Source organism: Methylibium sp. (assembly GCF_965279545.1).
Lineage (GTDB): Bacteria > Pseudomonadota > Gammaproteobacteria > Burkholderiales > Burkholderiaceae_C > Methylibium.
Genome location: NZ_OZ257250.1, coordinates 3,507,818 through 3,520,512 on the forward strand (window position 1 = coordinate 3,507,818; position 12,695 = coordinate 3,520,512).

Annotated in this window: 15 protein-coding genes; 9 read left to right on the forward strand and 6 right to left on the reverse strand. The window is 70.7% G+C overall.

The genetic code is table 11. The annotated features are described in order from the left end of the window. Nucleotides 1-6: 6 nt before the first annotated feature. A complete protein-coding gene (locus tag ACQY9S_RS16475) occupies nucleotides 7-315 on the forward strand; it encodes an ATPase with chaperone activity (RefSeq protein WP_428421099.1) in 309 nt (102 codons plus the stop codon). Nucleotides 316-371: 56 nt separating this feature from the next. Here the strand turns inward: ACQY9S_RS16475 and ACQY9S_RS16480 are convergent, their stop codons facing one another. Further along, nucleotides 372-536: a hypothetical protein gene (locus tag ACQY9S_RS16480; RefSeq protein WP_353094699.1), complete on the reverse strand. Its 165-nt coding sequence runs from the start codon at nucleotides 534-536 to the stop codon at nucleotides 372-374. Between the two features lie 64 nt (nucleotides 537-600). Between ACQY9S_RS16480 and ACQY9S_RS16485 the strand changes: the two genes are divergently transcribed. After that, a complete protein-coding gene (locus ACQY9S_RS16485; RefSeq protein WP_428421101.1) occupies nucleotides 601-888 on the forward strand; it encodes a hypothetical protein in 288 nt (95 codons plus the stop codon). A gap of 59 nt (nucleotides 889-947) precedes the next feature. Here the strand turns inward: ACQY9S_RS16485 and ACQY9S_RS16490 are convergent, their stop codons facing one another. Both ACQY9S_RS16490 and ACQY9S_RS16495 read right to left on the reverse strand, forming a co-directional pair. Beyond that, complete coding sequence (locus tag ACQY9S_RS16490) at nucleotides 948-1,541, reverse strand: hypothetical protein (protein ID WP_428421103.1); 594 nt, start codon at nucleotides 1,539-1,541, stop codon at nucleotides 948-950. Next, entirely contained in the window at nucleotides 1,538-2,668 is a 1,131-nt protein-coding gene (locus ACQY9S_RS16495; protein WP_428421104.1) for an ImmA/IrrE family metallo-endopeptidase, read from the reverse strand. The genes ACQY9S_RS16490 and ACQY9S_RS16495 overlap by 4 nt, the downstream gene beginning before the upstream one ends. Nucleotides 2,669-2,789: 121 nt before the next feature. Between ACQY9S_RS16495 and ACQY9S_RS16500 the strand changes: the two genes are divergently transcribed. Together ACQY9S_RS16500 and ACQY9S_RS16505 are read left to right on the forward strand one after the other, a co-directional pair. Beyond that, a complete protein-coding gene (locus ACQY9S_RS16500; RefSeq protein WP_428421105.1) occupies nucleotides 2,790-3,371 on the forward strand; it encodes a Fic family protein in 582 nt (193 codons plus the stop codon). A 108-nt stretch (nucleotides 3,372-3,479) separates the two neighbouring features. Next, the gene (locus ACQY9S_RS16505) at nucleotides 3,480-5,165 is read left to right on the forward strand and encodes an FAD-dependent oxidoreductase (protein WP_428421107.1); all 1,686 of its coding nucleotides are present in this window, start codon (nucleotides 3,480-3,482) and stop codon (nucleotides 5,163-5,165) included. A gap of 51 nt (nucleotides 5,166-5,216) precedes the next feature. Here ACQY9S_RS16505 and ACQY9S_RS16510 read toward each other — a convergent pair whose 3' ends face one another. Next, nucleotides 5,217-6,101 (reverse strand): LysR family transcriptional regulator, encoded by an 885-nt coding sequence (locus ACQY9S_RS16510; protein WP_428421108.1) that lies wholly within the window; start codon nucleotides 6,099-6,101, stop codon nucleotides 5,217-5,219. 78 nt (nucleotides 6,102-6,179) lie between these two features. On the opposite strand from ACQY9S_RS16510, the gene ACQY9S_RS16515 reads away from it, so the two are divergent. The 4 genes from ACQY9S_RS16515 to ACQY9S_RS16530 all read left to right on the forward strand — a co-directional run bounded on the left by ACQY9S_RS16515 (nucleotide 6,180) and on the right by ACQY9S_RS16530 (nucleotide 9,167). Then, nucleotides 6,180-6,602 carry a DoxX family protein gene (locus ACQY9S_RS16515; RefSeq protein WP_428421110.1) on the forward strand — a complete coding sequence of 141 codons (423 nt, stop codon included), beginning with the start codon at nucleotides 6,180-6,182 and terminating at the stop codon, nucleotides 6,600-6,602. A 90-nt stretch (nucleotides 6,603-6,692) separates the two neighbouring features. After that, nucleotides 6,693-6,980 (forward strand): DUF1127 domain-containing protein, encoded by a 288-nt coding sequence (locus ACQY9S_RS16520; protein ID WP_428421111.1) that lies wholly within the window; start codon nucleotides 6,693-6,695, stop codon nucleotides 6,978-6,980. A gap of 84 nt (nucleotides 6,981-7,064) precedes the next feature. Further along, nucleotides 7,065-7,340: a DUF4242 domain-containing protein gene (locus ACQY9S_RS16525; protein ID WP_428421113.1), complete on the forward strand. Its 276-nt coding sequence runs from the start codon at nucleotides 7,065-7,067 to the stop codon at nucleotides 7,338-7,340. A gap of 15 nt (nucleotides 7,341-7,355) precedes the next feature. Then, complete coding sequence (locus ACQY9S_RS16530; protein WP_428421115.1) at nucleotides 7,356-9,167, forward strand: BTAD domain-containing putative transcriptional regulator; 1,812 nt, start codon at nucleotides 7,356-7,358, stop codon at nucleotides 9,165-9,167. A 200-nt stretch (nucleotides 9,168-9,367) separates the two neighbouring features. Here ACQY9S_RS16530 and ACQY9S_RS16535 read toward each other — a convergent pair whose 3' ends face one another. After that, on the reverse strand, nucleotides 9,368-10,486 hold the full coding sequence (locus tag ACQY9S_RS16535; protein ID WP_428421117.1) for an MBL fold metallo-hydrolase: 1,119 nt from the start codon (nucleotides 10,484-10,486) through the stop codon (nucleotides 9,368-9,370). Nucleotides 10,487-10,714: 228 nt separating this feature from the next. Next, complete coding sequence (locus tag ACQY9S_RS16540) at nucleotides 10,715-11,683, reverse strand: DMT family transporter (protein WP_428421119.1); 969 nt, start codon at nucleotides 11,681-11,683, stop codon at nucleotides 10,715-10,717. A 131-nt stretch (nucleotides 11,684-11,814) separates the two neighbouring features. On the opposite strand from ACQY9S_RS16540, the gene ACQY9S_RS16545 reads away from it, so the two are divergent. Next, a complete protein-coding gene (locus ACQY9S_RS16545) occupies nucleotides 11,815-12,693 on the forward strand; it encodes a LysR family transcriptional regulator (RefSeq protein ID WP_428421120.1) in 879 nt (292 codons plus the stop codon). Nucleotides 12,694-12,695: the final 2 nt, after the last annotated feature.

Here is a 12,695-nt window from a genome sequence, read left to right on the forward strand (position 1 = left end):
AACACGATGTACGAAATCAACCAGAACGAAGTCCCCTCTTCGTTCATCGACCTCTTCATCCCCCGTGGCGCCACGCGGCCCAGCGAGAGCCGCGAGGTCATCGCGGCGCGCTACGAGCTGTGTGAAGACCTGGCGCAGATGCTGACCGAGCACGCCGTGGCGACGCGCGCCGACCTGGGCGTCACCGAACTCGACGTGCTGGGGCAGTTGCTTCGCGGCCTGCAGACGGCCGATTCGGTCGTCACGCCCGGAGAGGCGCATTGGGTGGTGAGTCGGCTGACGGAGCTGCTGGACTGGCCGGCGCTCGCGCCGTAGGGGACAACGGCTCAGCCGCTGGCCGGTCGTCCCCCCGTGCTGTGTTGCGGCTGAGGTCAGGGGTTGGCAGCGCGGTAGGCCGCGCGCTTCGCGCTGTGCGCGGCCACCCGTTCGGCGGCGCCCGCGAGGCCGCGCTTGGCATCGCGTGTGGCGCGCTTGAGTCGATCGCGGAGTACGTGGAGCTTGGTACGGTGCTTGTGGGCTGCAGTGGCTTTGGACACGGGTCGGTCGCTTTCGTCGTGGTTGTGAGAAAGCCGTGTCTACGCGCTATGCGCCGGTCTGTCCGTGCGCTGTCCCACACAGCCGGCCGGGGGCCGCATCGGCCTGGCCAACCGGACGCCCGACGGCTTCACCGGCCAGCTCTTCAAGACCATCGGCAAGCACGTGCCGCCGCCGGCGGGCATCGAGTCGCCGGCGCTGTGGGGCACGGCCGCGCGCATCCACGAGCTGTTCGCCGCGCAGGCCCGGCTGGAGGCCGACCTGATGGCGCTGATGGCCCGCTACAACCGCGCCGAGGACGGCACGATGGTCGCGCCCAGCGAGTACCTGGAGATCGTGGTCACCAAGCGTTGATTCCGCCTTGCGCCGGAGGGCCTCTGCGACCGTCGAAGCCGCTTCGGCATAACGACCGACTACCCGCGTCGCGGGCCGAAGATCCGGGCGAACTCGGTGTGCTTGGCCTGCAACCACGTGACGGTCAGGTCGCCATTGCACTCCAGCGCGTCGTAGATGTCGCGGATGAGATCGTTGTCGACCTTCTTGGCAGCCTTCATCTTGGCCAGCAACTCCCAGCCGTGCCAGATGGGCAGCTCGAAGTCGGCTGCCAGCAGGTGCATGCCCAGATCGTCGGTCACCACGATGGCGTCGCGCACCTGGCCAAACGCCAGGACACGGCAGTCCGTGTCGGACGGCGGGTCGCGCCTGCCGGTGGTGTACCGGTCCACATCGGTCAGCACATGGCCGCGTAGCACGCTGTGGGCGTTGCCCAGCGCGGTCTTCTCGGCGGCATTCAGCCGAATCTGGGCGGCGTCCCGCTCGGCGCCGAACGCCTCGTCGTCGAACCACGGAAACCTGGAGCGAAGCGTCCGGTTGCGTCGAACCTCGTCTTCAACGTCCTTCAGCACCGTGAGCACATAGTCCTTCTGCCCGAACTTCACACCGAGCAACGGTCTGATGCGTTTGGCCAGCCGGAGATAGGTGTTGGTGTCGAGCAGAACCAGAGTCAACGCGTCAGCTCGTCGTGGATGGCCTGGGCATCCGGCAACGCGATGCTCATCACCTGTTGCACGTACCCGATGCCGGTGCCGCGTTCGCGCAGCATCGCCTGCAGGGCCGGAAAGAAGACCGACTTGAAGACACCGTGCGCTGCCGCGATGTACGTCGCGGGTTCAGGCGGTAGCGGCTGGAAGAGCGTCGCGCTGACCAGTTCGCCTCGCACGCTGTCGCTATTGCGAGTTGCGTGCACCTGCTGAGGTGTCGTCTTCAACGGCGGCAAGCCCAGTGCGTGGGCGTACTTGCTGACCTCGTTGTATACGCTGTAGAGCGAGATCATGTGCTGCTGAGCAAAGCCGTGCAGTGCACCGATGCTGCTGCCGGACGTGCGCCTTTGGCTCGCGCTGACATAGGCGTGGTGGGCCAGCTCCCGCGGAAACAGCAACGCACCGGCAAACGCATCGGCGAAGTCCTCGCCTTCGTCCTTGCCTGCCAATGTCGGCGTGAAGACGTGCGCCAGCTCGTGCGCCATCCAGAACTTGAAGTCCTCTAGATGGGTGTCGAGGTTCAGATAGATGAAGGTGACCTTTTCTGCGGGCAGCAGGATGTGCAGCGCGTTCTCGTGCGTTTTCCGGGCACCCCACATGACGGGAACGATGACCGCGTCGTTCTCGGCAAACTGGCCGATGAGGTGCTCGTACGAGAGCACGGCCTCCTGGCCGATGCCCAGCTTGGCGCGTACGGCTGCTGCCGTGGCCTGGAGGCTCTCATAGGCCAGCGAGGTATCCGAAATCTGAGTTCGCAGCGACTGTCGCGTCGGCAGGTAAGCTACCAGCGGCTTGAGCAGCGCGCCCATGGCGCGAGCGCGCGAAACGTGATCTTCTGTGGTCTTGGTGCCGCCCTTCTTCCGGAAGGCGATCACGGGTTGATGGGCCTCATCGGCCAGCACGAGTTGGTCGAAGCCCAGCGCCAACGTGGATGCCAGTTTCAGCAGCGTGGCGGGGCGGGGGAAGTCCACGCCCTTCATCCAGTTCGTGACGGCCTGGCCGCTCACGCCCAGTTCTTCTGCCAGTTGCTTTTGGTCCCAGCCCTTGGCGGCAAGCGCCGCTTTTATGGACTCTCTGTGGACAACTTTGTGCATAGGCGGTGGATTGTGGTGGCGAGAGAGTTGAAAATCAAGCGCAATCAAGTTCAACAGCGGGGAGGGACGCGTCTGAAAGCGTTCTTTCAATGCCGCGTCACAAATTAAAGATTGCTTTACCGTGCGGCTGCTGTGCGATGCACACCGGCTGCTGCTGGCCGGCGTCCGCGGCGCGGGCAAGCAGCCGGGCGAACTGCGCCGCTCGCAGAACTGGATCGGCGGCGCGCGGTCGGGCCGGGCCGTGGTCGTGCCGCCGCCGCCCGACCGCGTGCCGGCCCTGCTGAGCGACCTGGAACGCTTCATTCACGACGCCCGGCCAGGCTTGCCGCCGCTGGTGCGGATTGCGCTGGTGCATGCGCAGTTCGAGACCATCCACCCCTTCCTCGACGGCGTGGAAACCGCTGCCTCCAATGCAGAGCGCAGCATCGTGGCCATCGCCACGCTGGTGGCCGCCGACCGCCGCCGCCTGCTGGCGGCACCGCGTGTCGGCGCCGTGGGCTTGCGCCTGTTCGAGCTGCTGCCCTTGATGCCGCGCTTCACCATCGAGCAGGTGCGCCGGAAGCTGGAGACCACCTTCCCCACGGCAACGGCGGCGGTGAAGCTGCTGGAGGAACTGGGCATCGTGACCGAGCTGACCGGGCAGAAGAAGAACCGCTGCTTCAGCTATGCGGCCTACGTGGAGCTGCTGGCCGGGGACACCTGACGGAAAGCGCGCGCGCGGAGATTCGACTCCGCGCCAGAATCAAGCCGCGCTCTTGCCAAGGCCAGGCCCGCTCCGGCCGCCACCCCTGAAGCGCGCCCGGAGGTGAAGATGGCCGCAGACCTGCCGACCGACGGCGCCCCCAGCCGCCGCCACCAGATGTTCCCGGTGCTCAGCGACACCGAGATCGCGCGCGTCAGTCGCTTCGGTAGCGTGCGCCGCTATGCGCGCGGCGAGCGCCTGTTCGCGGCCGGCGAGGTGGGCCCGGGCATGTTCGTGCTGCTGGCGGGGGTGGTGTCGATCACGCAGCGCGACGGGCTTGGCCGCGTGCTGCCCATCGCGCGCCAGGGGCCGGGTGAGTTCCTGGCCGAGGTGGGGCAGCTCTCGGGCCGCCCGGCGCTGGTCGACGGCACGGCCGAGGAAGACGTCGAGGCGCTACTCGTGCCGCCCGGCCAGCTGCGCGCGCTGCTCATCGCCGAAGCCGAGCTGGGCGAGCGCATCACCCGCGCGCTGATCCTGCGGCGCGTGTCGCTCATCGAGTCCGGCGCCAGCGGCCCGGTGCTGATCGGCCCGTCGAGCGCGCCCGACATGCTGCGCCTGCAGGCCTTCCTGCGCCGCAACGGCCAGCCGCACCAGATCGTCTGCGCGCGGCAGGACGCCGACGCGGCGGCGCTCATCGCGCAGTACGGCGCGGCCGCGAACGAGGTGGTGGTGGTCTGCCCCGACGGCTCGGTGCTGCTCAACCCCACCGAGGAAGCGCTGGCGCGCTGCATCGGCATGGTCGACACGGCCGAGCGCAACGAGCTGTTCGACGTGGTCGTCGTCGGCGCCGGCCCGGCGGGCCTGGCCACGGCGGTCTATGCGGCGTCCGAAGGCCTGAGCGTGCTGGTGCTGGACTGCCGCTCGTATGGCGGCCAGGCCGGCGCCAGCGCGCGCATCGAGAACTACCTGGGCTTTCCCACCGGCATCTCCGGCCAGGCGCTGGCCGGGCGCGCCTACGTGCAGGCGCAGAAGTTCGGCGCCGAGATGCTCATTCCGGCCCAGGCCGTCGCGCTCGACTGCAGCCGCGCCGGCCAGTCGGGCGAGCTGCAGGTGAAGCTCGCCGACGGCCGGCGGCTGCGCTCGCGCTGCGTCGTCGTCGCGAGCGGTGCCCGCTACCGCCGGCCGGCGGTGCCGCGCCTGGCCGAGTTCGAAGGCCGGGGCGTCTGGTACTGGGCCTCGGCCGTCGAGGCGCGCCTGTGCTCGCAGGCCGAGGTGGCCTTGATCGGCGGCGGCAACTCGGCCGGGCAGGCCGCGGTGTTCCTGGCCCAGCACGCCGTGGCCGTGCACATGCTGGTGCGCAGCCCGGGCCTCGCGGCCAGCATGTCGCGCTACCTCATCGACCGCATCGAGGCCACGCCCAACATCCACCTGCGCCCGCACACCGAGCTGTCGCGGCTGGACGGCTGCACCGCCGAGGGCCTGGAAGGCCTGTGCTGGCGCGACCACCGCAGCGGCGCCGAGGAGCGGCACCGCATCCGCCACCTCTTCCTGTTCGTCGGCGCCGAGCCGGAGGCCGCCTGGCTGCAGGGCTGCGGCGTGGTGGTCGACGCGCACGGCTTCGTGCGCACCGGCCAGGCGGCCGAGGGCAGCGCCTACCAGCCGGCCGCGCTGGAGTCGAACGTGCCGGGCGTGTTCGCGGTGGGCGACGTGCGCTCGGGCTCCGTCAAGCGCGTGGGCGGCGCCATCGGCGAAGGCGCCGCGGCGGTGGCGATGATCCACCAGCACCTGGCGGCGCGCGTGCCGGCGACCGCGTAGCCCACCGGCTCGCCGCGCCGGGCCTCGCGTGCGGGCGCGGGGTCGGCCGCGTCAGTCCAGCGCGAGTTGTCGGGCCAGATGCCCGTAGACCGTCGACACCCGCCGCAGGTGCCTCGACTCGGGGTGGGTCAGCAGCCAGAGTTCGGTCTGGCAGTCGTCGAGCACCTCGGTCAGTTGCGTCAGGCCGGGGTGCGTTCTCGCCAGGAAGATCGGCAACACGCCGACGCCGAGCCCCAGCGCCACCAGCTCCAGCACCGTCAGGATGCTGTTGACGCGCAAGCTCGGCACCGCCTTGGGAAAGTGCCGCTTGCGCCACACCACCGAGGGATGCTCGGGCAGCGCGTCGTCCGGCGCCACCCACTGCGCCTTGCCGGCCTCCACGTCGGCGAAGCGCCTGACCGGCCCTTTCTTTGCCGCGAACAGGGCCACGCGAATCGGCCCCACATGCTTGCCCACCAGGTGCTGCGGCGGGCGCCTGGTGGCGCGCACGGCGATGTCGGCGTCGCGCCGTGTCAGGCTGGCCAGCTCGTTGCCGGTGTGCAGCTCGTAGCTCAGCAGCGGATGCAGGGCCTGCAGCGCCTTCAGCGCGGGTGCCACCAGGCCGTGAAGCACGGTGTCCGTCGTGGTGATGCGCACGGTGCCCGCCACCTGGTCGGGGCGCAGCTGGGCTGCGGAGCGGGCCGACTCCAGCGCCACCTCCAGCTGCTCGGCGTGCTCGGCCAGGGCCTGCGCCAGCTCGGACGCGCGGTACCCGGCCCGGGACCGCTCGAACAGCGCCTGCCCCAGGCCGCGCTCGATGCGCTGGAGGCCACGAAACACGGTGGAGGCGTCCACCCCCAGCCGCTCGCCGGCTTCGGCCAGGGTGCCGGACCGCACCATCGCCAGCACCGTTTCCAGGTCGGGTGCACTCAGCTTGTATTGCGTGGACGCAATCATGGTGTGTATGGCTGCCTATTTTCATTGCGTCTCGGCAATCCTAGATTCTCCCCGTCGTTCACTCAATGGAGAGATGCCATGACTCGATTCGAAGACAGCGGTGCGGCGCCCTATGGCGTGGCGCTGCTGCGCGTGAGCCTGGGCGTGATGTGGATCGCCCATGCGCTGCTCAAGTGGTTCGTCTTCACGTTGCCGGGAACCGCGCAGTTCTTCGCCAGCGTGGGCTTTCCGGGCTTCCTGGCCTACCCGGTGTTCGCCGCCGAGCTGCTGGGCGGTTTGGCGCTGGTGTTCGGCCTCTACGCGCGCCAGGTGTCGCTGGCGCTGCTGCCGGTCATGGCCGCGGCCGCATGGGTCCATGTGCCCAACGGCTGGCTGCACACCAGCCCGGGCGGCGGCTGGGAGTACCCGCTGTTCCTGAGCGTGGCGTCGGTCGCGCTGTGGCTGATGGGCGACGGCGCGGCGGCGCTGCGCCGCAGCCGCCTTCTGGTGCCCGGCGGCTGAGACGGCTTGCTGCCGCGGCCACCCTCACACGCCGGCTCACACGAATGCAGCCTAGCTTCGGCGCTCTTCTTCACTTCAACGGAGACCGCTGTGCCGAAGCTTGCAATCGAACGAGCCCGAAGGGCCGATGCCCCGGCGACAGGCCGCGCAGGGCTGGGGCGCGGCCTTGCCGCGTTGGCAATGCCCTGGCATGGGTTGGCGCGGGCCCTGGCACGCCTGCAGCGAAGGCGGCAGCAACGGCATGAGCAGCAACTGCTCGACCCGCACGCCCTTCGCGATCTGGGGCTCGACCGCTCGGAGCTGGGCTCCTACGATGCCGAAGCCGCCGGTGCCGTGGACTGCACCCGCCGGCGGGTGTTCAATGTCGAGGTCGGATGAGATGTCTGCACGAGTGCCCTCACACGCTGGCTCACACGCCCACGGCCCAGCCTCGGGGCTCCTTTCATCTCAACGGAGACCGCCATGCCCAAATTCGTGATCGAACGCGCCATTCCCGGAATCGGGGCCGCGAAGGCAGCCGAGCTGCAGGCCATCTCCCAGAAGTCGTGCAGCGTGCTGCAGGAGCTCGGCCCGGAGGTCCAGTGGGTGCACAGCTACGTGACGGGCGACAAGGTCTACTGCGTCTACAACGCCGCGAGCGAGGAACTGGTCAGGGAGCACGCAAGGCGGGGAGGCTTTGCGGCCAACAGCGTCGCGCGGGTCATGGCGACCATCGATCCGACGACGGCCGAAGCCTGAGGCCCCGATCGCCTCGTGGGCCTGACGATCCACCTCCTCGGTGTGCCGCGCGTCGAGCGCGACGGCCACGCCCTGCCGGCGCCGCGCGGCCACAAGGTGTGGGGCCTGCTGGCCTACCTGGTCCGCAGCGAGGCGGGGGTGAGCCGCAAGCACCTGGCGGGGCTGCTGTTCGAGGAGGCCGAGGACCCGCTGGCCGCGTTGCGCTGGAACCTCAGCGAACTGCGGCGCCTGCTCGGCACCGCGGGCCTGCGCGGCGACGTGCTGCAACTGTCGCTGGAGCCGGGAGCCTGCGTCGATGTCGAGGTGGTGACCCGGGGAACCTGGGCCCAGGCCTCGTGCGTGCCGGGCCTCGACCGCGAATTGCTCGAAGGGATGGGCTTTTCGGGCAGCCCGTCGTTCGACGTGTGGCTCGCCACCGAGCGTCGGCACCTGCAGGCGAGCGCCGAGGCGGTGTTGCGCGAGGCCGCGTTGGCGCGCCTGGCCACCGGTGCCGCGACCGATGCGGCCGACCTGGCGGCTCGCCTCGTGCGCCAGAACCCGCTGGACGAGAACCACCAGGCGCTGCTGGTGCGCAGCCTCGCCGCGGCGGGCGACGGCGTCGGCGCGGCGCGCCAGGCCGCCGCGTGCCGCGAGCTGTTCCAGCGCGAACTCGGCGTGCCGCCGGGCGCCACGCTCGAAGCCGCGCTGCGCACGGCGACCGCCACGCCGACGGCGCGGCCCGCGACCGGCCGCGCCGCGGCCCTTGCGCAGCTCGACGCCGGAGAGGCCGCGATCGGCGCCGGTGCGCTCGAGGCCGGACTGCAATGCCTGCGGCGCGCGATCGTCGAGGCCGACGCCACCGGCGACGCGGCACTGCGCACGCGCGCACGCGTCGCGCTGGGCGGTGCGCTGGTGCATGCCGCGCGCGGCCGCGACGAAGAGGGCGCCACGGCGCTGCACGAGGCCTTCGCGATCGGCCAGGACGCCTCGTCGCCACTTGCCGCGGCGGCCTGTCGTGAACTCGGCCATGTCGAGTTCCTGCGCGGCCGCTACGAGCGTGCGCTGGTGTGGCTGCGGCGCGCGGCGCCGCTGGCCGGCGACGACCGCGCAGAGCAGGCCCGCATCGCCACCGTGCACGGCGCGGTGCTGAGCGACACCGCCCGCTATGCCGAGGCGATCGCGCTGCTGCGCGACGCCGAGGCGCTGGCCGGCAGCGTCGGCGACATGAAGCAGCTGGCGTACGCGCTGTCGATGTCGGGGCGGGCCTTGCTGCTGTGCGGCGACGCGCAGGCAGCGACCGAAGCGCTCGATCGATCGGTCGCCCTGGCGCAGCAGGGCTGGACCGCATTCGTGCCCTGGCCGCAATCGCTGCGTGCCGAAGTCGATCTGCTGCGCGGTGACGTGGACGCCGCGGCAGAGCGCTTCGAGCATGCCTTCGCGCTCGGCTGTCAGCTCGGCGACCCCTGCTGGGAGGGCATCGCCGGCCGCGGCCTCGGGCGTGTTGCCATCGCGCGCGGCGAACCGCAGCGCGCCGTCGAGATCCTCCTCGACTCGCTCGTGCGTTGCGTTCGCCTGCCCGACGCCTACCTCTGGGGCAAGGGCCATGCGCTGGACGTGCTGTGCGCTCTGGCGGCCGCGCGCCGCATGCCGCAGGCATCGGCCTGGATCGACGAGCTGCAGGGTCTCGCCGCGCGCAGCGGCATGCGCGAACTCACCGTGCGCGCGCATCTGCACCGCGCCGCGCTCGGCGACCGCGCGAGCGGCGCCGCGGCGCGGCTGCTCGCCTGCGAGATCGACAACCCGGCGCTGCGTGCCCTCGCCGAGCAGGGAACACGATCCTTGCGCTGAAGGCGACTCGAGGTCGCTTGTGGGGTGCCACGGCCGCTTTCAGCCAGGCTGTGGGGTGCACGGCTTTCGTGGCGCGTCGCGGCAGCCTGCGCGCAGGCTCGTCTTCGAGGCGCCGGAACATGCCGGCACCGTCTTCAAGCGGGTCGACCGCGAAGTGCAGGAACTGCCGCGCGGCGCATGCCGCCGCACCCGGGAAGGCCTCAGCAGCAGCCCACCATGCTGCGCCGCCATTGCGCGAGATAAGCGCCGCCCGGCACGGCCGTGGCTTGCGGGTTGGCGAACAGTCCACGTCGGCGTTCGCTGCTGGACGCGAGCAGCGCCCGGTAGCCCTGCAGGTCGCCGGCACTCGGCGCCGACAGCGCTGCCGGCCCACTCTCGCCGAGCGCCCGTGGGGTGTCGCCCAGCAGGAAGGTGCTGCCCAGCCCGGCGTAAAGATAGCGTTCGCCGAAGGCCTTCTTCAGCGCCGTGAAGGTCGGCTCGCCGGTGCAGTGGCCGGGGGCGACATGGCCCACCTTGTAGGTGTCGCGCAGCACGCTGACGATGCCGTCGATGTCGGCGTCCTTGGCGACGACGAGGTGGAAGCCGCCCGCGACGAAGCTGAGCTTCGGGTTGATGGCGGCCGCAGCCTGCACGATCTTGTCGATGCCCGGATGCGAGCACCCCACGATCACCACCATGCCGTCGGGCGTGTCGAGGGCCAGCGACAGTTCGCGCAGCTCGAGCGTGCCGGGCTTGTCGGAGACCAGCGCGACCAGGTGGACCCCGGGGGCGATCTCGGTGGTCTTGTCGATCAGCGTGATATGGGCCTGCGGCCAGGCGGTGCCGAAGCGCATCACCGTCGGAGGCGCGCCGTCGTAGTAGCGCTGCTCGGGCGGCAGGCTCTCGTCCTTGCGATAGAAGCTGCTCGGCAGGTCGAAGCCGTAGACGCCGAAGCCCTCCTTGGGCGCGTAGATCTTCACCTTCGGGTTGACGCTGAGCAGGTGGCTCATGCCGCCCATGTGGTCGCCGTGGCGGTGCGACATCACCACGAAGTCGAGCCTGGAGAGATCGACGTTCCTGGCGGCGGCGTTCTTCGCCAGCACCTCGGCATTGTTGCCGGTGTCGAACAGGATGCGTTTGCCGCCGACCTCCACGAACGCGGCGTAGCCCCAGTCCTTCTGCAGCGCCGGATCGCGCCCGAAGGCGTCGTAGAGCACCGTGATCTGTGCCTTCGCGGGGCCTTGACCCGCGCTGGCACCGGGCGATGCCGGGCCGGCGCAGCCGGTAAGCAGCAGGTGGGGTGCCGTGAGCGCGGTGGCGATCAGGTCTCGGCGCTTCATGATGGCTCTCCTTGTCGTTGTGTTGAGCCGCCAGGTCATGCCGTCGGCCGATTGATTCAACGCCGCGCTTCGACTCGAAGCAAGAGATGGAACACCCTCCATCGACGAGGACAACTTGACGCGAGGCTGACCGAGGCGCTCGTCGGCGCAGGCGTCACCGGTGCGTCGGCGTTCAACCCGGTCGTGCGGGAACTCGCGGGTCACGGCCGTGGCGAGCCCGAACTCATTTCAGGGCGTGGCGCTGCATGTACCACAGCGCTGGCGAACGTCGACGGCCTTGCGCACGGGCGCAGCAGCGGGGCGGCCCGCTGCGGTGTGGATCAGCAGGGCGCCGACCACCATCGCCATGCCCGCGAGCTCGTTCGCCGCCGGCGGCTTGCCGAGTGCGATGCTCATCAACAGCGCCGACACCGGGACGAAGTTCAGGAAGGCCGTCGCCGCCACGCTGCCCAGCGCGCGCACGCCGTAGTTGAAGGCCAGGATCGAAATCGCCGACGACACCAGGCCGACGTAGAGCAGCGCATGCCACGACAAGGCCACCGCGGGGCCGCTCGGCACGCTCGCCAGGCCCAGGGCGGTCGCGATCACGGCGCCGAGCAGCAGCAGGGGCCAGGAGGCCAGCACCGTCAGCGCGGTGTACTCGATCACGTCCAGCTCGGTGAACCGCGCGGCGCCGCGCGTGTAGACGATCCAGCCGACGGTACCGACCAGCGCCACCGCGTCGCCGAACGCCGTCGACCCGGCCGCGTCGCCCTCGGTGAACAGCACGCCCGAGACCACCACCACGCCCGCCAGCGCCAGCGCGGCCGTCAGCAGTGCCGAGCGGGCCGGGCGCACGCCGTCGAGCGCCCAGCGCAGCAACTGCGTCGTCATCGGCACCGTGGCCATGATGATGGCGCCATGCGAGGGAACGGAATGCGACAGGCCGACCAGCAGCATCACACTGAACACGCCGAAGCCGGCCAGGCCCCGCAGCGCCAGCGGCACCGCGTGCCTGCGCAGCCGGCCCCACGCCGAAGCGCCGCGCGGCGCCAGCAGCGCAACGAACACGAGTCCGGACAGGCTGTAGCGGATCAGCGTGAACCAGACCGGATCGACATGCTGGAGGACGCCCTTGCTGACGAGGAACATGCCGCCCCAGCCGGAGGTGGCGAGCAGCAGCGCGGCGATGCCGAGCGGGCGGGGAGTCGAGAACATGGCCGACCTCGTGACGCATGGGATGCCGCAAGCATCGGCGCTCGCGCGGGCCGGGGCCATTCGCTTCTTTGGAGGCGGGTCTCGGTTTTTGCGAACGGACAGGCCCCGACGCAGCGCCCAGAATCCAGCCCATGGAGCTCTACCAGCTGAAGACCTTCGTGGCGATCGCACAGGAGGGCAGCCTCACGCGGGCGGCCGAGCGCGTGTTCACCAGCGCACCGGCCGTGAGCGCGCAGCTCAAGGCGCTGGAAGACGAACTCGGCGTCAAGCTCTTCGAGCGCACGCCGCGCGGCATGGCGCTGACCGAGGCCGGCCAGCGGCTGCTCGACGAGGCGCAGCGCACCCTGGCCTCCGCGATGCGCATGCGCTCGGCGGCCGAACAGCTGCGCGGTGCGGCGCAGGGCGTGGTGCGCTTCGGCACCGTCGTGGACCCGGTCGCGCTGCGGCTCGGCGATGTGCTGGTCAAGCTCTCGGAGCGCCACCCGCAGGTCACGCTGCAGCTGCGGCAGGGGCTGTCGTACGAGACGCTGGCGGCGGTGCAGCGCGGCGAACTGGACTGCGCCTACGCACTGAGCGATCGCGAAGCGGTGGACGGCCTGGAGCTGCGCCGCCTCGGCGCCGTGGACCTGGTCGTGACCCTGCCGCCGCCGCTGGCGCAGGCGCACCCCGACCTGACCATCGACGCGCTGACCCAACTGCCGTGGGTGGGCACGCCGCCCTCGTGCGTGCTGCGCGCGCACCTGGACAGCCTGTTCGCCGCGGCCGGGCGCGAATACCGGCAGGGCCAGACGGCCGACAGCGAGAGCGCCATGCGCAGCATGGTCGCGAGCGGCCTGGGTGCCGGGCTGCTGCGGCTCGACCAGGCCTTGCAGGCCGAACGCAACGGCGAGCTGACGATCTGGAAGGGCTGGCAGGCCCACACCTGGCTGTGCTGGCTGGCGCCGGCCGACCGCCCGCGATCGGTGGCGGTGGAGGCCGTGCGGGCCACGGTGCTGGAGGCGTGGGCGTGAGC